The organism is Pseudomonas atagonensis, assembly GCF_011369485.1.
GTDB classification, from domain to species: domain Bacteria; phylum Pseudomonadota; class Gammaproteobacteria; order Pseudomonadales; family Pseudomonadaceae; genus Aquipseudomonas; species Aquipseudomonas atagonensis.
In genome coordinates this window covers 275,059-293,824 of record NZ_VXCA01000027.1, presented here as the reverse complement: position 1 = coordinate 293,824, position 18,766 = coordinate 275,059, and the positions used below count along the sequence as shown (strand labels likewise).

Below are 18,766 nucleotides of genomic sequence, written 5' to 3'. Positions count from 1 at the left end.
CGTCATTCACCGACGATGTGTTTGATACACCGCCATCGCGAGCAGGCTCACTCCTACAGGGCGTGCGGTCAGGCCAGGGTTTTCAGGTACGCCCGCCAGCCACCCAAATGACTGATGTCCCGCGCGCCTTCCAGCCCATACGGCTCGCAGATAAACCCGCTCTCCCAACGCCCATCCGCCAGTTGAACCTTGCCCAGGCCGAGCGGTGCCGGAATCCCTGTCAGGAACGAGCCAAGTTCGCAGCTCGGCAACTCCCACACTTCCACGGCAATCGCCACGCCGCCGTCCTTGACTCGCACCATGCCCGGACGCAGTGGCGGGCCGCCGGCCAGGGCGTGCAGTTGGTAGTCCGCTGAACTGTAAGTCGCTTCGATCAATCGAGCGCCGCGCTGCGTCAGCTGCCAATTCAACGCCAACCCTTGCAGATGCGCGCCGCATACCACGATGCGCGCGCGGTCATGGCGCGCCACGTTTGTCGGGGTTGGCAGCGCCGCGTCCTGCTGGCGCTGAAAGGCATCCGCCACGCCGAGCAAGTATTGATCGGTGAACGCCCGGCCAAACAGGGTCACGCCCCACGGCAAACCGTTGGCCATGAATGCGCTCGGCACCGCGACGGCGGCGTAATCGAGCAGGTTCATGAAGTTGGTGTAGTAACCCAGTTCCGAGTTGCGCAGCACCGGTTCGGCGTTGAGTTCCGCCAGCGTCACCGGACGGCCGATGGTGGGCGTCAACACGCAGTCGAGCCCTTCGAGCGCCTGATCGCACAGAGCCTTCAGCGCTTGCAAACGGTATTGCGCACGGAAGGTTTGCACGCCGGTCACCGCTGGCGCTTTGCTCAGTACCGCACGGATCACTGGCAAAACCGCTTCGGGATTTTCTTCCATCAGCTCGCCGGCGACGCTGTAACGTTCAGCGACCCACGGTCCCTCGTAGAGCAACCGCGCCGCTTCGAGGAAGGGCGCCAGATCGAGTTCGACCGCTTCACCGCCCAAGGCCTTGAGCCGGTCGATGGCGTCGCCGAACAACAGCGGCCCTTCGACGCAACCGAAAAACTGCAGATCCTGCGCCCGCGGCACACCGAAGCGAAACGGCCGTGGCGTGCCGAATGCCGAGCCATCATTCCATGCCGGATTGCGGCGGCTGTATTCGTCACGTGGATCGAGCCTGGCGGTAAGCGCCAGTAACTGACTGGCCTCACGCGCCGTTGCCGTGAAAGTCGTGACGCAATCGAGGGTGCGGCACGCCGGGACTACGCCTGCGGTGGAGATAAGCCCTTTAGTGGCTTTCAATCCGAGCAGATTGTTCAGCGCCGCCGGCACTCGACCGGAACCGGCGGTGTCGGTGCCCAAGGCGAAACTCGCCACGCCCAGTGCCACCGCCAGCGACGAACCGGCGCTGGAACCGCCGGACGGATATTCCGCCAACACGCTGTTGGGGCAAGCACCATACGGCGAGCGACTGCCATTGAGGCCGGTGGCGAACTGGTCGAGGTTGGTCTTGCCCAGCGGAATTGCCCCGAGTGCAATCAGTTGCTCGACGATAGTCGCTGACCGTTCCGGCACGTAGGCGAACGCCGGGCACGCGGCAGTGGTGGCGATGCCGGCCAGATCGATGTTGTCCTTGATCGCAAACGGCACGCCGTACAGCGGCAGGCTGTCGGGTTCGCGGCTATCGAGCGCGGCCAGATACGGCTCCAGTTCGGCGACGCTGAGCAGGTGGATGAACAGGTGATAATCAGGGTTCAGTGCGGCGGCTTTTTCCCGCAGCAGCGTCAGCAGTTTGCGCGGCGTGGTCGTGCCGTCGCGGTAGGCCTGGCGCAGAGCATCGAGTTGCAGATTCATCAGTTGATCCTTTTCCAGAGAGGGTTCAGTCGAGTTCCAGCACCACGACCCGTTGCCCGGCGCGCACCGCCGAACCCGGTTGCACGCGAATCTCTCGCACCACCCCGGCCATCGGCGCAAGCACAGGGATTTCCATCTTCATCGACTCGAGAATCACCAGCACATCACCGGCGGCGACACGGCTGCCGGTCTCGACTTGCACCTGCCAGAGGTTGCCGGCGATGTGGCTGTCGATACTCTGCTGACCGTCGACCAGTGGCGCTTCTTCGGCGGATTCGACCACGGCGTCTTCACTGTCGAAATGCGCCTGACCGCTGGCGATCCAGCGTTCGCGTTCGGCGTTGAACGCATGCTGCTGTTGGCGGCGAAAGGTACCAATGCTCTGGGCTTCACGATCAAGAAAACCCTGGTAATCGGCGAGGTTGAGCTGACTGTGTTCGATGTTCAGATCGAAGCGCCCGAGGGGAAAATCGCGGCGGATGCGCAGCAGTTCGTCGGCGCGGACCGGGTAGAAACGGATCTGGTCGAAGAAGCGCAGCAGCCACGGTTTGCCGTCGAATGCGCCGACCTCGCGATAGCGGTTCCACATCTGCAAAGTGCGCCCGACAAACTGATAACCGCCGGGGCCTTCCATGCCGTAAACGCACATGTAAGCGCCGCCGATGCCCACCGAGTTTTCCGCTGTCCAGGTGCGTGCCGGGTTGTATTTGGTGGTGACCAGTCGATGGCGCGGATCAAGTGGCGTGGCCACCGGCGCACCGAGGTAGACGTCGCCCAGACCCATGACCAGATAACTGGCGTCGAACACCGTGCGCTGCACTTCGTCGAGGTTGGGCAGGTCATTGATGCGCCGGATGAACTCCAGATTGCTCGGGCACCACGGTGCGTCCTTGCGCACGGTGGTCATGTATTTTTCGATGGCCAACTGGCACGCCGGATCGTCCCAGGACAGCGGCAGATGGACGATGCGCGAGGGTACTTGCAGATCCTGCGCGGCACACACGGCGTCCCATTCGCCGGCGATGATGCCGAGCAGATCGGCCAGCGGCAGTTGCTCGGGCTGGTAGTGGATTTGCAACGAACGAATGCCGGGGGTGAGGTCGATCACGCCGGGCAGGGCTTTGGCTTCCAGTGCCTGCATCAATGCATGGGCGCGGAAGCGCAGCACCAGATCGAGTTCGGGGGCGCCGATTTCCAGCAGCAAATGCGTATCGCCGGACAGTCGCCCCACAAGCCGCCGATCATCCTGACCCAACTCCAACACCACAGGCGATAAAAGCCCCTGTAGGAGTGAGCCTGCTCGCGATGAAGTTGATGCGGTGTCTGATCTGGCCTCATCGCGAGCAGGCTCACTCCTACATTGATCCCATTTCAAGGCTAGATCGCGGGCGGTTTTGAGGTCGACCGGGATGAACTGGATCTTGTCGCCCGCCTTGAGCTGCCCCAGTTGCCACAGGTCCGCTTCGATCACCGTCACCGGGCAGACAAAACCGCCAAGACTCGGGCCGTCCGGGCCGAGGATCACCGGCATGTCGCCGGTGAAATCCACCGCGCCGATCGCATAGGGATTGTCGTGAATGTTCGATGGATGCAGCCCGGCCTCGCCACCGTCGGCGCGTACCCATTGCGGCTTCGGGCCGATCAGTCGCACGCCGGTACGGCTGGAGTTGAAATGCACTTCCCACTGCGTGGTGAAGAATGTGCCTATGTAGTCTTCGGTGAAGTATTCCGGTGCGCCATGCGGGCCGTAAATCACCCGGATCTGCCGGACTGCCGGTAATGCCGTGATGTGCTGCTCTGTAAGTTGTTGGCCGCAGTCCCGGTCGGTCAGGGCAGGGATGTGTAACACGTCGCCGGCACGCAAAGCCCGTCCACCGTGCCCGCCGAACTGGCCGAGGGTGAAGGTGCTTTTGCTGCCCAGATAATCCGGCACGTGCAAGCCGCCGCGCAGGCACAGATAACTGCGCGCGCCGGCGCCGCTGAGGCTGCCGAGGTTCAATGTGGCACCCGCCGGGATCCGCAGCGCGGTGTTCATCGGCACTGTTTCACCGTCGAGGGTCAGGGCAATTGACGCGCCCGTCACCGCAATCACCGCTTCGCAATTGAAGCGCAACATCGGCCCGCTCATGGTGATTTCCAGCGCTGCCGCGCCCTCGGCATTGCTGAGCAGGCGATTGCCCAGGCGCAGCGCGCGGCTGTCCATCGGCCCCGACGGCGGCACGCCCACCGCCCAGTAACCGAGGCGGCCGGGGTAGTCCTGCACGGTGGTTTGCGTGCCGGCGCTGAGCACTTCGAAAGTGTTGGCGCGGTAGACCAGATTCTCCAGGCAACGGGTCCACGGGTGACCGCTGGCAAACGGCGCATCAAGGAGAATTTGCCGCACGTAATCGCGGTTGGTTTCGACGCCGTACAGCAGGCTGTCGCCGAGTGCCTGATGCAGTTCGGCGCGTGCCTGCTCGCGGCTCGGCGCCCAACTGATGACCTTGGCAATCATCGGATCGAAGTACGGCGGGATCTCGCAACCGGCCTCGACCCAGGTGTCGATGCGCAGTTGAACGCCGTTGGCCGGCGGGAATTGCACGGCTGTCAGCAGCCCCGGGCTCGGCTGAAAGTCGCGCCCCGGGTCCTCCGCATACACCCGCGCCTGAATCGCATGGCCGTCGGCTTTCAAGTCGCGATACAACTCGGCCAGTGGCGGCAGATCACCGGCTGCCAACTCGATCATCCAGCGCACCAGATCGACACCCCACACCTGTTCGGTGACGCCGTGTTCGACCTGCAAACGGGTGTTCACTTCAAGAAAATAGAAACGCTGCGCTTCGCTGTCGAAGACGAACTCGACGGTGCCAGCGCTGCGGTAATTCACCGCTTTCGCCAGTTTGATCGCCGCCGCGCACAGCTCATCGGCCATGCCCTCAGGCAGGTTCGATGCCGGGGTTTCCTCAAGGACTTTCTGGTTGCGCCGCTGTACCGAACAGTCACGCACGCCGAGGGCAATCACCTCGCCGTGACCGTCGCCGAACACCTGCACTTCCAGATGCCGGGCGCGCTGGATGTATTTCTCGATGAACACCCCGGCGTCACTGAAATTGTTCTGGCCGAGGCGTTTGACTGCTTCGAACGATTCGCTCAGTTCGCTGGCGCTGCGGCACACACGCATGCCGATGCCGCCACCGCCGGCGGTGCTTTTCAGCATCACCGGGTAGCCGACCTGTTCACCGGCCATCAGCGCGGCGTCGAGGCTGTCAAGCAGCTCGGTGCCTTCGAGCATCGGCACGCCGTGCTGTCTGGCCAGCGCGCGGGCGGTGTGCTTGAGACCGAATACCCGCAGTTGCTCGGGTGTCGGGCCGATGAACGCGATGTTCTGCGCTTCACAGGCCTCGGCGAACGCTGCGTTCTCGGACAAAAATCCGTAGCCAGGATGGATCGCCGTGGCACCGCTGGCCTTGGCGACGGCGAGGATTTTATCGACCGCCAGATAGGTGCCGGCCGCTGCGCCTTCACCGAGGCTGTGGGCTTCATCGGCTTGCAGAATGTGCAGGCTGGCGATGTCGGCTTCGGAATACACGGTCACGCCTTGCACCTGCAATTCACGCAGCGTGCGCAGGATGCGGCAGGCGATGGCGCCACGGTTGGCGATCAGGACTTTTTCGAACATGGCAAAACCCCTGAAGGGGATGCGGGCCGTCCCGCAGTTTTTCGACAGGCATCCGGGCCGTCCCGGATGAAAAAACATTCTTCAAAACCACCCCGTCCTTCTGTGGGAGCGGGCTTGCTCGCGAATGCGTCGGGTCAGTCAACATTGATGTGTCTGACACACCGCTTTCGCGAGCAAGCCCGCTCCCACCGTTTGATCATTGATGTGCGGGGGATTTCAGGCACTGGCCGGAACGGGCCTGGCACAGGGCAAAAAGCCAACGGCGCAAACGGCTGATTTTCAGTTCCATACCAGTAGCTCCGCAGGTGTCGGGTTGTAGGCGTTGCACGGGTTGTTCAGTTGCGGGCAGTTGGAGATCAGCACGATCACGTCCATTTCGGCACGCAGGTCGACGTACTTGCCCGGCGCAGAAATCCCGTCCTCGAAGGTCAGCCCACCGTCAGCCGTGACCGGCACATTCATGAAGAAATTGATGTTCGGGCCGATGTCGCCTTTGCCCAGGCGGCCATCGTGGACGCAGGCGCGCAGGTAGTTGTCGCGGCAGCTGTGCATGTAGCGTTTTTCCAGGGCGTAGCGCACCGTGTTGCTCTCTTGCGCGCAGGCACCCCCGAGGGTGTCGTGACGGCCGCAGGTGTCGGCGACGATGGTCAGCATCGGTTTGCCGAGGTTGGAATAGAGCACGCTGCCGGTGCTCAGATACACGCTGTTCTGCCGACGCAGCGTGCGCTGTACGTCGTAACGTTCCTTGGGATTGGCGACGCTGTAGAACAACGTATCGACGGCTTGATTGCCTTCCAGGTCGAGGATGCGCAAGGTCTGGCCAGCCTTGACCTCCATCAGCCACGGTTCACCGGCCGGAATGGTGGCGCGGTACACCGCAGCGTCGGGATTCTTTTGAGCAGTGGCGATTGCAAGTGACATGGCGGCGATCCTCAGGCGAACAAACGATCGGTGTTGATGAAGCCGCGCTCGTTCTCCGGGCGCGAAGTGCGGCAGTGTTCGGCGACGCTGGCGTCGGCGTTCATCCAGCTCAGCTTCAGCGGTTTTGGCGCGTAGTCGGGCGACGGGTCCATCGGGTGTTGCAGGGCGGTGAGCACCACCAGCGTGTCCATCGGTGCATACAGTTCGATGTAGTCGCCGGCCCTCGAATTGCCTTCGACGAAATGGAATCGTCCGGCCTCATCGACGTTCACGCGGCTGAACAGATTGAGGGTCATCAGCAGATCGGACAGGCCCAGTCCCCACTTGCCGAGTTCCACCAGCAGGTTGTCGGTGCCGTTGCGGAAGAAGCCGTTGCGCAGTTCCTGGTAGCGGCCCTGACCGTATTTTTCCGCGACCTCTTCAGCACAAAGCACACCGCCGAGGCTGTCGCTCCAGCCGCAGGTGTCGGCGGTGATTGCGGCCAACACACGACCCATGTCCGAGTACAGGCAATGGCCGGTGGTGAGCTTGGCGGTGTGTTGGCACTTGAGGCTGTCGGGCAGGTTCAGGCGCTCGGTTTTCTCATTGGCATTGAGCAGGGTCAGGCTGACATTGGCGCCGCCACGCAGATCGGTCAGACGCAGCAACTGACCGCGCTTGAGCACGAATGAACGGTGGCCGCCGCCGGGGAGCATTTCTTCGGCGAAGGGTGGAAACAGTTGGGTCGAATCAGTCATTGGGTCAGTCCTCTCAAGCGGTTCGAAGTGCGCCCGCCAGTGTTACCGGCAAGGCTTCGACGGCGGCGCGTCGAGCGCGGCGGTCGCTGTTCAAAGGGATGTCGTAGGTGATGCGGGCGCCGTAGGCACCGGGGGCATGCGGGTCGAGGCGAACCTTGTCGAACACCAGCAGACGGGTGCCGAGGCTGAAACCTTCGGACAAGTCATGGGTGACCATGAACACCGTCAGTTGCGTCTCGCGCCACAGTTCCAGCAACAATGCGTGCATGTCTTTGCGGATGCCCGGATCGAGGGCGCCGAACGGTTCGTCGAGCAGCAACACCCGCGGCTTCATGATCAGTGCCTGAGCAATCGCCAGCCGTTGCTGCATGCCGCCGGACAGTTGCGCGGGGTACTTGTCCAGCGCATGGCCGAGGCCGACTTTGTGCAACAGCGCCGAGGCCTGTTCTTGTGCCTCACGTTTGGCGCTGCCGAACAATCGACCCAACAACGGCGCACGCGGCAGTTCGAGGCCGAGGGCGACGTTGTCGAGCACGCTCAAGTGCGGGAACACCGAGTAGCGCTGGAACACCACGCCACGGCTGGCGTCCGGTTCGCTGGCCAGCGGTTGACCGTCGAGCAGAATCTCGCCGCGACTGGCGGTTTCCTGGCCGAGCAGCAGGCGCAAAAAGGTCGATTTGCCGCAACCGGACGTACCGACCAGCGTGCAGAACTCGCCCTCGTTGACTTGCAGATTCAGGCCTTCCAGAACCACTTGATCGGCGTATTGCTGCCAGACGTTTTTCACCGTGATGAAGCTCATTTGGCGGCCCCCTCATACCAAGGGAAGGCGCGCCGGGTCAGGTGCTTGAGACCCCAGTCCATCAGCCAGGCGAGGAGGGTGATCCACACTACGTATGGCAGGATCACGTCCATCGCCAGATAACGCCGTACCAGGAAAATCCTGTAGCCGAGACCGTCGGTGGAGGCAATCGCTTCGGCGGCAATCAGGAACAACCACGCCGAACCGAGCATCAGCCGCAACGAGATCAGTAGGCGCGGCAACAGTTGCGGCAGCACCACGCGCAGCATCAGCGTCCAGGTCGAGGCGCCGAGGGTCTGCGCCTTGATCAGCAGTTCGACGGGAATTTCCCGGGCGCGCTGTTCCAGATCGCGGGCGAGTGCCGGGGTGATGCCGATCACGATCAGCATGACTTTCGACAGCTCGCCCAAGCCGAAAACGATGAACAGAATCGGCAGGATCGCCAGCGGCGGCACCATCGACAACACCGTCAGCAGCGGCGACAACGGCGCGCCGAACAACGGCAGCGTGCCAGCGGCGATGCCCAGGCACAGCCCGGCCAGCGCAGCGATGCCGAGGCCGATGGCCAGGCGTCGCAGACTCGAAGCGGTGTCTTGCCACAACAGGTAATCACCGGTGCGGCTGTCAGCATTGAAGGCCAGACGTTTAACTGCGTCGGTCATCTGCACGGCGCTGGGCAGCAGTTTGTCGTTGGGGTTGTCCGCCAGTCGCTCGGCCGAGCCCATGAAGTAGGCAAACAGCAGCAGCGCGAACGGCAGGATCACCAGCAGCAAACGGCTGGGGCGATCCGGGTGGCGATTGATCAGGCGCATGGCCAAATCCTCCGTGGCTTACAGCTTGGCGTCGGCGGCCATCTGCACGTAGGTCGGGTCGAAACGTAGCTTGAGGTTACCGGTGTCGCCGCTGGTCACGCCGTTGGCGAAGGCCATGCCGACCGCGCTGGTGTCTTTCGCGCCTTCACCGAGCAAGCCGTGCTGGAACGAGAATTCGGCGACTTTGCGCATGGTTTCCGGCAGTTGTTTGCTGGTGGCGAAAGTCAGGGCTTCACGCGGCGTGGCGAACAATTTGGTGGTGTCGAGTTGCGCCTGGAATCCGGCCAGATCGGTGCCCGAGGCCTTGGCCATGTGTTCCAGCGCAGCTTTGCTCGCGGCGTTTTTCGCGTTCATCAAATCGACGACTTCGAACCACGCCCCGGTCAGCGCTTTGCCCAGCGCCGGGTTGTCTTTGAGGGTGGCGCTATTGACCACCATCATGTCCATGATCTCGCCGGGGATCTGACTGGAATTGAATACTTCGGTCACGCCCGGTTTGGCCTTGATGTCCGAGAGCATCGGGTTCCACGTCGTTACCGCGTTGACCTGTTCGGTGTTGAAGGCGGCGGAAATATCGGCGTCGGAGGTGTTGACCACTTTCAGGTCTTTCTCGGTCAGATCCACAGAATCCAGCGCGCGGGCGAGCAGGTAGTGGGAGACCGACAGCTCGACCAGATTGACGTCCATGCCCTTGAGATCGGTGACCTTTTTACCGTCGCCCTTGAGGACGATGCCGTCGTTGCCGTTGGAGAAGTCGCTGACGATCAGTGCGGTGCTGTCGACGCCGCCGGCGGCTGGAATGGTCAGAGCGTCCATGTTGGTCATGGTGCAGCCGTCGAACTGGCCGGCGGTGTATTGGTTGATCGATTCGACGTAGTCGTTGAGCTGCACGACATCAATCTTGATCCCGTACTTCTTCGCCCATTTGTCGACGATGCCTTGGCTGCCGGCGTATTCCCATGGCATCCAGCCGGCATAGATCGTCCAGCAGACGCTGAAGTGGTCTTTCTGTGCGGCGGGGGATTGGGTGCTGATGAGCGCAGCGAGCGCGGCGGCGAGCAGGGCGGGCAAACGTAGTCGGGACATGATGGGATTCTCCAGTTGATCAAGGGCGGACAGGAAGGCAACGCGGCACCGCGAACGGTGGCTTGTCTCCCGGGCTTTTGTCCCGCCGTGTAACCTCAACTGGAGGTCGCCAACTCTCGGACCAGTCACTCGCGATTGCGAGCCGGAACCCTAGTCAGCCATTGCAAATTGTGGTGCCGCGAACCTGTGATGACTCCTGCACGGGTTTGCTAAAGCGAGAGGCGTGCCAAGTTGCGTCGAGCCCTCTGGCACGGGTGTTCGGCTTGAATCGCGTTAGTCCTGAGGGGAGTGCGACGCTTTGTGTTGGTGCGCGGGTGCACCGTCGTGCAGCGTATTAGCCGCTGATCCGATGGTTCTGCGCCGTTGGCACTCGGCTCAGGAATGCCAGTCAAATCAGTTGTCAGCCGGTCTGTGCCGACTGCTGTCGCAGGTCTTTCAGGAGGCCGCCATGCTTACTCACAAAACGCTGCGTCGAGTGCTGCTGGGAGCGGTGCTCGGCCTTGGGCTGTCTGGCTGTTATTACTACGCCGGTCCTTACGATGGTTATCCCGCCACTTACTACTCTCCCGGTTATTACTCGCCTTATTACTACGGTGGTTATTACGGCCCGCGCTACTACGGCGGCGCGCGTTATTACTACGGCGGATACGGTTATCGCGGGTATTACGGCCGGGGTTATCACGGCGGCGGATACCATGGTGGGCACCATTAATCAGCGGCTGAATGACAGCGTTGACGGATGAACAAGGTTTCATCAATCACTTGTTTCAACTTGTTGCAGGAACGCACCAGATGCTGAAAACGCTGTCTGATTTTGCGTCAGTCACCGAATAAACGACTGACGCCTGCCAGCGTCGCTGGTGTGGCTACCCGCGGTCCAGGAGGCCGCCATGTATAGACGAATTCTTCTGCTTGCTGCGTTGATGTTTTCCGTTGCCGGTTGCGTCCCGTACTCCTACGCGGACTCGTATTACAGCTCACAGGTCTACACCTCACCCGCACCGGCGTACTACAACACAGGTGGCTCTTATTACAGCGGCGGCAGCACGTATTACTCGGCGCCGCGCTACTACCAACCCGCTCCGCGGTACTACCAGGCACCGCGTTACTACCAGCAGGCGCCACGCTATTACCAACCGGCCCCGCGCTATTACGAAAGCCGTCGTTGGCACGACAACGATCGCGGGCGCTGGGACGGCCACCGCCGCGGCGGTTGGGACAACGATCATCGCGGTCGCGGCAACTACGACCGGCACAGCGGACGCGGTGACCACAACGGACGTGGCAACCGCTGGTGATCACCAGCAAATGAAAAGCGGCGCATGAAGCGCCGCTTTTTTTGTTCCTGATTTTTATTGGAGGGGTCAGTATTGCGTCAGATCCGCCAACGGATGCCGTCCCTCCCAGACCTTGTGAAAGTGCGCGTCCACCACCGCGTCCGGCACATTGTTGATGTCCGGCCAATGCCAGTGCGGTTTCTGATCCTTGTCGATCAATCGTGCGCGAACGCCCTCGCTGAACTCCGGATGCCGGCAACAATTGAGGCTCAGGGTGTATTCCATCTGGAAAACCTCGGCCAGTGACATGTGCCGCGCGCGGACGATCTGTTCCCAGACCAGATGCGCGGTCAGTGGCGAGCCTTCGCTCATGGTTTTCGCCGCCCGGGCGATCAACGGATCGCTGCTGTCGCGTTGCAGGCTGATGGCTTTCCAGGCGCAAGTCACGTCACTGACGTCGAGCAGTTCATCGATCTGCTGACGGCGCGGCAACCATTGCGCCTCGGGCATCTGCGAAACGGCTTCCTGCTGCAAAGCCTTGAGCAGGCTGTTGAGCTGCATGTCGGTCTGTTCCTGCCAGTTCAGTTGCAGCAGGCCTTCGATCAATTCCGGTTGCTGTTCATCCAGCAGGAAGCGATCCGCCAGATCCAGATCGAGCGCATCACGGCCGTTCATGTGTGCGCCGGTCAGGCCGAGAAACAAACCGAGCTTGCCCGGCAGACGCGCCAGAAACCAACTGGCGCCGACGTCCGGGTACAGACCAATGGTGATTTCCGGCATCGCCAGACGGCTGCTCGGTGTGACGATCCGCGTGCTGGCGCCTTGCAACAAGCCCATGCCGCCGCCCAGCACGTAACCGTGGCCCCAGCAGATCAGCGGTTTCGGATAGGTGTGCAGGCTGTAATCCAGACGGTATTCCGCGCTGAAAAATTGCGCGGCCAGTGGCGGCACCTCGCCGGGATGGGCGCGACACGCCTCGACCAGGCTTCGCACCTCGCCGCCGGCGCAGAAGGCCTTGGCGCCGTTGCCACGCAGCAGTATGCAGACGATTTGTGGATCCTTGGCCCAGGCATTCAATTTATCGCTGAGGGCGTTGATCATCGGCAGGGACAGCGCGTTGAGCGACTTTTCAGCGTCCAGGCTGGCGATACCGATGCGTGCGCCGTCGGTGCCGGTGAGTTCTTCGAAGTGCAGATTCATCGTGACCTCGATCGGGAATTTGAACGATCAGTATGATCGCTGTGGGGGAAAGTGCCGGATCTGCGTCAGATCAATTGACAAGCGTGGTCGGCTTTCCTAGGGTTCGCCCCATTGTTTTTGCCGGGTATGACCATGACTGCTGACGACCGTATCAAACTCGAACCGAGCTGGAAGGAGGCACTGCGTGCTGAATTCGACCAGCCCTACATGACAGAGTTGCGCAATTTTCTCCAGCAGGAGCGGGCGGCCGGCAAGGAAATTTATCCGCCGGGGCCGCTGATTTTCAACGCGCTGAATTCCACGCCGCTGGAAAAGGTGAAAGTGGTCATCCTCGGCCAAGATCCCTATCACGGCCCGGGCCAGGCCCATGGCTTGTGCTTCTCGGTGCAGCCGGGCGTGCCGGCACCGCCGTCGCTGGTCAACATCTATAAAGAGCTGAAGCGCGACCTGAACATCGACATCCCCAGCCACGGCTACCTGCAGAGCTGGGCCGATCAGGGCGTGTTGATGCTCAACACCACCATGACCGTCGAGCGCGCCAACGCCAACGCGCACAAGGATAAAGGCTGGCAGTTTTTCACTGACCGGATCATTGAACTGGTCAGCGAGCGACAGCCGCATCTGGTGTTCATGCTGTGGGGCGCGCATGCACAGAGCAAGCAGAAGCTGATCGACGCGACCAAGCACTTGGTGCTGACCTCGGTGCACCCGTCGCCACTGTCGGCGTATCGCGGATTTTTGGGTTGCGGGCACTTCAGCCGCACCAACAAGTTTCTTGAGCAGAATGGTGAAGCGCCGATCGAATGGCGCCTTCCACCGGTTTGATGGGCTGACTGGGCGGGCTCCTTCGCGAGCAAGCCCGCTCCCACATTGGTTTTGTGGCGTTCACATGACCATTGTGGGAGCGGGCTTGCTCGCGAAGAAGGCAACTCGGTTTATCTGGTTACTCGGGATTACGGTTCCAGTACTTGAACAACGGCTCCGCCAGAAACAGCACAAACAACAGTCGCATCACCTGCATCGCCGTCACCAGCGGCACCGACAGTTGCAGCGTCTCCGCCGTCAGGCTCATTTCAGCGATCCCGCCGGGCATCATGCCCAAGGTCAACGAGCGAAGATCCAGATGGGTCAGCGCACTCAACCCCAGTGCCGCCAGAGTCGCGATCAACATGGTCAGCGCCGTGCCGATCAACGTGCGGCCCATGAATGACGGCGCCCGCCGAAAGAACTGCCGATTGAAGTGGCAACCCAGGCCGCTGCCGATCAGCCACTGGCCAATCTGACTGCCACCATTGGGCAAGCCGATGTGCAAATCCCAGCCAATACTCACCGCCGCACTTACCAGCAACGGCCCGAACAGCCAGGGATTGGGTTGGCGCAAACGCTGCCAGAGCCAGGCAAGCAGACCGCCCGCCGGAAACAGAATCGCCAGCCAGCGCCAATCGACGCTGCCGGCGTGAGCAATCGGTGTACCGTCACCGAGCAGATATTTGAACGCCGCCGGTACACACAGGACGACCACCAACACCCGCAAACTCTGCCCTGCCGCAACGTGGCTGAGCATCGCGCCATTGCGTGCGCCGAGGTTGACCATCTCGCCAGACCCGCCAGGCATGCTGGAGAAGAACGCTGTGGCGCGATCCTCGCCGGTGCGACGCATCAACCAAACGCCGACCACCGCCGAAACACTGGTGACCAGTGCGCCGAAGAAGATCAGACCGAAATGACTGAGCACCTGCTCCATCACCACCGGGGTGAAGTGCAGGCCGATGCCGATCCCGACAATCCACTGACCGCACTTGCGCCCGCCGGGGATTTCCGTGAGTTGCCACGGGGTCAGGCAGCGCACGAGGATGATCGCCAGCAACGAGCCGACCATCCACGGCAGTGGCCAGCCGATCTGGCTGGCGACAAAGCCGCCAAGCAGACCGACCAGCGGGGTTCCCCACCAGGACTTGAGCGAGGAGCGATCAAACATCGGCAATGGCGCGTTGCGCGGCCGAGCGTTTGCGCCAGATACGGATGATCGGCATCAACAGCATGATCGCCGTCAGAATCCAGCAGCCGAAGGTGATCGGGCTCGACCAAAGGATTTCCAGCGCACCGTTGGAGATCGACAGGGCGCGACGCAGGTTTTGCTCCATCAGGCCGCCGAGGATGAAACCGAGCAACAGCGGCGACAGCGGGAAGTCCAGCTTGCGCAGGATGTAACCGAAGATGCCGATGCCGATCATCAGGAACAGATCGAAGGTCGTTGCATGCACGGCGTACACGCCGATCCCGGTGATGATCGCGATAACCGGCACCAGCGCCCAGTTCGGCACGGCGAGGATGCGGGTGAACACGCGGATCATCGGGATGTTGAGGATCACCAGCATGACGTTGGCGATGAACAACGAAGCGATCAGCCCCCAGACGATGTCCGGTTGTTGCTGGAACAGCAACGGCCCCGGGGTGATGTTGTACAACGACAGTGCGCCGATCATCACTGCTGTGGTGCCGGAACCTGGAACACCGAGGGTCAGCATCGGCACCAGTGCGCCGCACGCCGCGCCGCCGATGGCGGTTTCCGGCGCCGCGAGGCCACGGGCGTCGCCTTCACCGAATTTGCCGCTGGCGCCGGCGATGCGCTTCTCGGTCATATAAGCCACAGCGCTGGCCAGCGTCGCGCCGGCACCCGGCAGTACGCCCATGATGAAACCGAGCACGCCGCAACGGATATTCACCACGAACACCGAGGCCGCTTCCTTGAAGTTGAACATCATCCGGCCGGTGGCTTTCACCGCTTCCTGGCCGTGGTGGGTTTTTTCCAGCAGCAGCAGAATTTCGCTGATGGAGAACAGGCCCAGCACCAGCACGACAAATTGAATGCCGTCGGTGAGGTGAATATTGTCGCCGGTAAAACGGTACACGCCGCTGTTGGCATCGATGCCGACGGTGGACAGGAACAGACCGATCAACGCGGCGATAAATGTCTTCAACGGTCGATCACCGGCCATGCCGCCGAGACAGACAATCGCGAACACCATCAACACGAAATATTCCGCCGGACCAAAGGCAATCGCCCATTTCGCCAGCAACGGCGCGAACAGCACCATGCCGCAGGTGGCGATAAATGCGCCGATGAACGAACTCCATGCCGACAGCGACAGCGCTACACCGGCCAGGCCTTTGCGGGCCATCGGGTAGCCGTCGAGGGTGGTCATCACGGTGGACGCTTCACCCGGAATGTTCAGCAGAATCGAGCTGATCCGCCCGCCGTATTCGCAGCCCAGATACACCGCCGCCAACAGAATCAACGCCGATTCCGGCGGCAGGCCGAGGGCGAATGCGATCGGAATCAGCAGCGCTACGCCATTGATCGGGCCGAGGCCCGGCAGCAGGCCGACGACGGTGCCGATCAGCGTGCCGCACAGGGCGGTCACCAGGTTGTACGGGCTCAGCGCGACGCCGAAACCCTGACCCAAATAGCCAAGAGTATCCATATCAGTTCTCCAGAACGTCGAGCAGGCCGAGAGGCAGCGGAACGTCCATCAAACGGTCGAACAGCAGGTAAAGTCCGATAGCCATCAGGCTGATGATCACCACGCTCGGCAGCCAGCGGCCGCCATACAGACGAGCCATCGGAACACCGGTGATGATGCTGGCGGCAATGAAGCCCAAAGGCTCGAAGGTGCCGGCGAACACCAGCAACAGCACCACGCAGATGCCGATCTTGGTCAGGGTGGCGCGGTCGAGCGGCGGCTCGTCAGCACTGTGTTTGATCGGCGCCGGGCGGAACACCATGTACAGCAGCGCTGCGCCCATCAGCCCGAGCATCAGCAGGGGAAAGGCGCGGGGGCCGACCGGTTCGTAGGAAAAAGCCGCTTGGTACGGCCACGCCATCAGGGCCAGGCCGACGCAGACCAGCAACAGCACCGAGGCGAAAATGCGTTGTAAGAGCATGGGAAACTCCTGTGCCGCCGCCCCGCGAATGGGGGCGGCGGCCGCTAGACAGAGGCGATCACTGAATCAGGCCGAACTCTTTGGCCAGCACTTTGTAGTCCGCGACCTGCTTCTTCACGTAGGTGTCGAGCTCCGGGCCGGTCATGGCGAACGGAAACAGTTCACGCTGATCGCGCAGTTTGGCGAAGTCTTCGGAGGCCAGCAGTTTGTCGAACGCGCCTTTCCACCAGGCGTAATCTTCATCGCTGACTTTCGGCCCGAGGTAGAAGCCGCGCACCACCGGCCAGACGATGTCGTAGCCCTGCTCGCGAGCGGTCGGGATGTCTTTCATTTCCGGCTCGTCGAGGCGTTTGTCGGCGAACACTGCGAGCAGGCGCATGTCGCCGCTCTGGATATGCGGCATGGAGTCGGAGATGTCGGTACTGCCGACCTGGATGTGACCACCGAGCAGCGCGGTAGCGATCTCGCCGCCACCTTCGAGGGCGACGTAACGCAGGTCACGCGGGTTGATCCCGGCAGCCTTGGCGATCAGCGCGGTCTGCATCCAGTCCTGGCTGCCGACCGTGCCGCCGGAACCGATGACCACGGAGCTTGGATCTTTCTTCAAGGCCTGAACGAGATCGTCGAGGGTCTTGTAGGGCGAATCGCTTTTCACCGCGATGGCACCGTAGCTGGTGCCGACTGCCGCGAGCCAACGGACGTTGGTTTCATCGAAACGGCCGAACTTGCCTTGTGCCAGGTTCAACAGCGAACCGCTCGACCACGCCACCAGCGTGCCGGCATCGGCCGGGCGCTGCGCAACCACCGCGTTGTACGCCACCGCGCCGACACCGCCGGGCATGTAGGTCACGCGCATCGGTTTGGTCAGCAGTTTTTCGTTGACCAGCGCGCTTTGCGCCAGTTTGCAGGTCAGGTCGAAACCACCGCCCGGCGAGGCCGGGGCGATGCATTCCGGACGTTTGGGTTCGGCCATGAGATGGCCGGCAAACAGGACGCAACTGGCGGCCAGTGCAACTTTACGCAGTGACAGGTTCATTCGATTCTCCACGGGCATTGTTGTTATTCGACGTGTTGTTCACCAACGGGCATTGACCGGTGGGCATTACCACAGGGCAACGCTGTAGCTCACCAGCAGACGCACTTCATCAGCGTCGCGGGCGGAGTAGTTGGAGCGGTAAGTGGCATTACGCAAACGCACGGCGACATCCTTCAAGGCGCCGCTTTGTACTACATATTTGATCTCGGTGTTGCGCTCCCACTCTTTGCCTTCTTCGCCGTTCTTGAGCTTGATGTTGTCACCGCTCAGGTAGCGGCTCATGAAGCTCAGGCCGGGAATACCGAGCTTGGCGAAGTCGAAGTCGTAGCGTGCCTGCCAGGAGCGTTCTTCGGCGCCGGCGAAGTCGTTGATCTGCACGAAGTTGACCAGATACGGGTCGCTGCCATCGACGTACGGGAAGGCGCTGTCGCCGGACATGTGCTGATAACCGGCGCTGAATTTGTGGCCACTCAGGGCATAACTGACCAGACCGTTGAGCGAGCGGTTGTCGATCTTGCCGCCACGGGCCGCGCCTTGATCGTCACTGACCGCGAAGCGCAGGTCGGAGGCAAACGTACCCGGGCCCATCGGGCGCGAGGCAACCAGACCGAAGAAGTGCTGGTTGTAGACTTCGTCGAGTTGGGCGAAGTGGTAACTGCCGGTGATCTTGTCGGTGAACTTGTAGTCCACGCCGCCAAAATCAAAGTGCTTGCCGGCAGCAGTGCCAGCAAAACGGCTGTTCTTGTTGTTAAGGGCGATGTCCTCGAAATCGGTGCTGTCGCGATCCTTGGCTTTCTCCAGGCGTCCGCCGGTGAAGGTGAGGTTCTTGATCTCTTTGGAGGTCAGCAAGCCGCCTTCAAAGGTCTGCGGCAGGATGCGCCCGTCGTTGGGCTTGAGAATCGGCAGTTCGGGAATCAGGCTGCCGATTTTCAGTTCCGTGGCGGAGATTTTCACTTTGCCGGTCAGGCCGACCTTGGAGTACTCGTCCGCCGCGCGCCCGTCATCGTGGGTTGGCAGCAGGCCAGTGCCGGTGCGGTCCGGGCTCGAATCGAGCTTGACCCCGAGCATGCCGAGTGCATCGACACCGAACCCTACGGTGCCGTCGGTGTAACCCGATTGCAGATTGAGCATGAAACCCTGTGCCCATTCATCACGCTTGGATTGCTGGGCGCTGGTGCCATCGCGAAAGTCGCGGTTGAAATACATGTTGCGGGTTTCGAAGGTGGCGCTGCTGTCTTCAATGAAGTCGGCAAAACTCAGCGGCGAAAAACCGGCGAGGGCGGCGGCACTGGCGAGAGCGGTGTGGCTGAAGCGGGAAGGGCGAGCAGGCGTGAAAGCCTTGGTCTGCAAGGACGGCATGCGCGGTGTACTCCGATTATTGTTCTTATTGGTCGAAAACGCTTCGAGGCGTTTTTCGTATCGCTGTGTGGCAGCAGCGACGGCAGTCGAAA

16 protein-coding genes and 1 riboswitch are annotated in these 18,766 nt (G+C 61.7%); of the genes, 3 read left to right on the top strand and 13 right to left on the bottom strand.

Features of this window, described 5'->3' with window-relative positions; genetic code table 11:
• Window positions 1–68: 68 nt before the first annotated feature.
• The 7 genes from atzF to F2P67_RS20060 form a co-directional block, all read right to left on the bottom strand.
• Complete coding sequence (gene atzF / locus F2P67_RS20090; RefSeq protein WP_166222728.1) at window positions 69–1,841, bottom strand: allophanate hydrolase; 1,773 nt, start codon at window positions 1,839–1,841, stop codon at window positions 69–71.
• 25 nt (window positions 1,842–1,866) lie between these two features.
• Window positions 1,867–5,499 (bottom strand): urea carboxylase, encoded by a 3,633-nt coding sequence (gene uca, locus F2P67_RS20085; RefSeq protein WP_166222726.1) that lies wholly within the window; start codon window positions 5,497–5,499, stop codon window positions 1,867–1,869.
• 279 nt (window positions 5,500–5,778) lie between these two features.
• A complete protein-coding gene (locus F2P67_RS20080) occupies window positions 5,779–6,420 on the bottom strand; it encodes an urea amidolyase associated protein UAAP2 (RefSeq protein ID WP_166222724.1) in 642 nt (213 codons plus the stop codon).
• A gap of 11 nt (window positions 6,421–6,431) precedes the next feature.
• The gene (locus F2P67_RS20075) at window positions 6,432–7,157 is read right to left on the bottom strand and encodes an urea amidolyase associated protein UAAP1 (protein WP_166222722.1); all 726 of its coding nucleotides are present in this window, start codon (window positions 7,155–7,157) and stop codon (window positions 6,432–6,434) included.
• A 13-nt stretch (window positions 7,158–7,170) separates the two neighbouring features.
• Window positions 7,171–7,959, bottom strand: coding sequence for an ABC transporter ATP-binding protein (locus tag F2P67_RS20070; RefSeq protein ID WP_166222720.1), 789 nt, complete (start codon window positions 7,957–7,959; stop codon window positions 7,171–7,173).
• Entirely contained in the window at window positions 7,956–8,771 is an 816-nt protein-coding gene (locus F2P67_RS20065) for an ABC transporter permease (protein ID WP_127926184.1), read from the bottom strand. Before F2P67_RS20065 ends, F2P67_RS20070 begins: the two co-directional genes overlap by 4 nt.
• An 18-nt stretch (window positions 8,772–8,789) precedes the next feature.
• The gene (locus F2P67_RS20060) at window positions 8,790–9,857 is read right to left on the bottom strand and encodes a putative urea ABC transporter substrate-binding protein (protein ID WP_166222718.1); all 1,068 of its coding nucleotides are present in this window, start codon (window positions 9,855–9,857) and stop codon (window positions 8,790–8,792) included.
• A 64-nt stretch (window positions 9,858–9,921) separates the two neighbouring features.
• A riboswitch (guanidine-I (ykkC/yxkD leader) is annotated at window positions 9,922–10,022 on the bottom strand.
• A gap of 283 nt (window positions 10,023–10,305) precedes the next feature.
• Between F2P67_RS20060 and F2P67_RS20055 the strand changes: the two genes are divergently transcribed.
• A complete protein-coding gene (locus F2P67_RS20055) occupies window positions 10,306–10,569 on the top strand; it encodes a hypothetical protein (protein WP_166222716.1) in 264 nt (87 codons plus the stop codon).
• A gap of 178 nt (window positions 10,570–10,747) precedes the next feature.
• Window positions 10,748–11,155: a hypothetical protein gene (locus tag F2P67_RS20050; RefSeq protein WP_166222714.1), complete on the top strand. Its 408-nt coding sequence runs from the start codon at window positions 10,748–10,750 to the stop codon at window positions 11,153–11,155.
• 66 nt (window positions 11,156–11,221) lie between these two features.
• On the opposite strand, the gene F2P67_RS20045 is transcribed toward F2P67_RS20050, so the two are convergent.
• Window positions 11,222–12,334, bottom strand: coding sequence for an enoyl-CoA hydratase/isomerase family protein (locus F2P67_RS20045; protein ID WP_166222712.1), 1,113 nt, complete (start codon window positions 12,332–12,334; stop codon window positions 11,222–11,224).
• A gap of 132 nt (window positions 12,335–12,466) precedes the next feature.
• Here F2P67_RS20045 and ung point away from each other — a divergent pair, with 132 nt between their 5' ends.
• A complete protein-coding gene (gene ung, locus F2P67_RS20040; protein WP_166222710.1) occupies window positions 12,467–13,159 on the top strand; it encodes a uracil-DNA glycosylase in 693 nt (230 codons plus the stop codon).
• A 118-nt stretch (window positions 13,160–13,277) separates the two neighbouring features.
• On the opposite strand, the gene F2P67_RS20035 is transcribed toward ung, so the two are convergent.
• The 5 genes from F2P67_RS20035 to F2P67_RS20015 all read right to left on the bottom strand — a co-directional run bounded on the left by F2P67_RS20035 (window position 13,278) and on the right by F2P67_RS20015 (window position 18,674).
• Entirely contained in the window at window positions 13,278–14,312 is a 1,035-nt protein-coding gene (locus tag F2P67_RS20035; protein WP_166222708.1) for an AbrB family transcriptional regulator, read from the bottom strand.
• Window positions 14,305–15,819, bottom strand: a complete 1,515-nt coding sequence (locus F2P67_RS20030) for a tripartite tricarboxylate transporter permease (RefSeq protein WP_025110679.1) — start codon at window positions 15,817–15,819, stop codon at window positions 14,305–14,307. The genes F2P67_RS20035 and F2P67_RS20030 overlap by 8 nt, the downstream gene beginning before the upstream one ends.
• A gap of 1 nt (window position 15,820) precedes the next feature.
• The gene (locus tag F2P67_RS20025; protein WP_025110678.1) at window positions 15,821–16,279 is read right to left on the bottom strand and encodes a tripartite tricarboxylate transporter TctB family protein; all 459 of its coding nucleotides are present in this window, start codon (window positions 16,277–16,279) and stop codon (window positions 15,821–15,823) included.
• Between the two features lie 58 nt (window positions 16,280–16,337).
• Window positions 16,338–17,315, bottom strand: a complete 978-nt coding sequence (locus tag F2P67_RS20020) for a Bug family tripartite tricarboxylate transporter substrate binding protein (RefSeq protein WP_166222706.1) — start codon at window positions 17,313–17,315, stop codon at window positions 16,338–16,340.
• Between the two features lie 66 nt (window positions 17,316–17,381).
• Complete coding sequence (locus F2P67_RS20015) at window positions 17,382–18,674, bottom strand: OprD family porin (RefSeq protein WP_166222704.1); 1,293 nt, start codon at window positions 18,672–18,674, stop codon at window positions 17,382–17,384.
• Window positions 18,675–18,766: the final 92 nt, after the last annotated feature.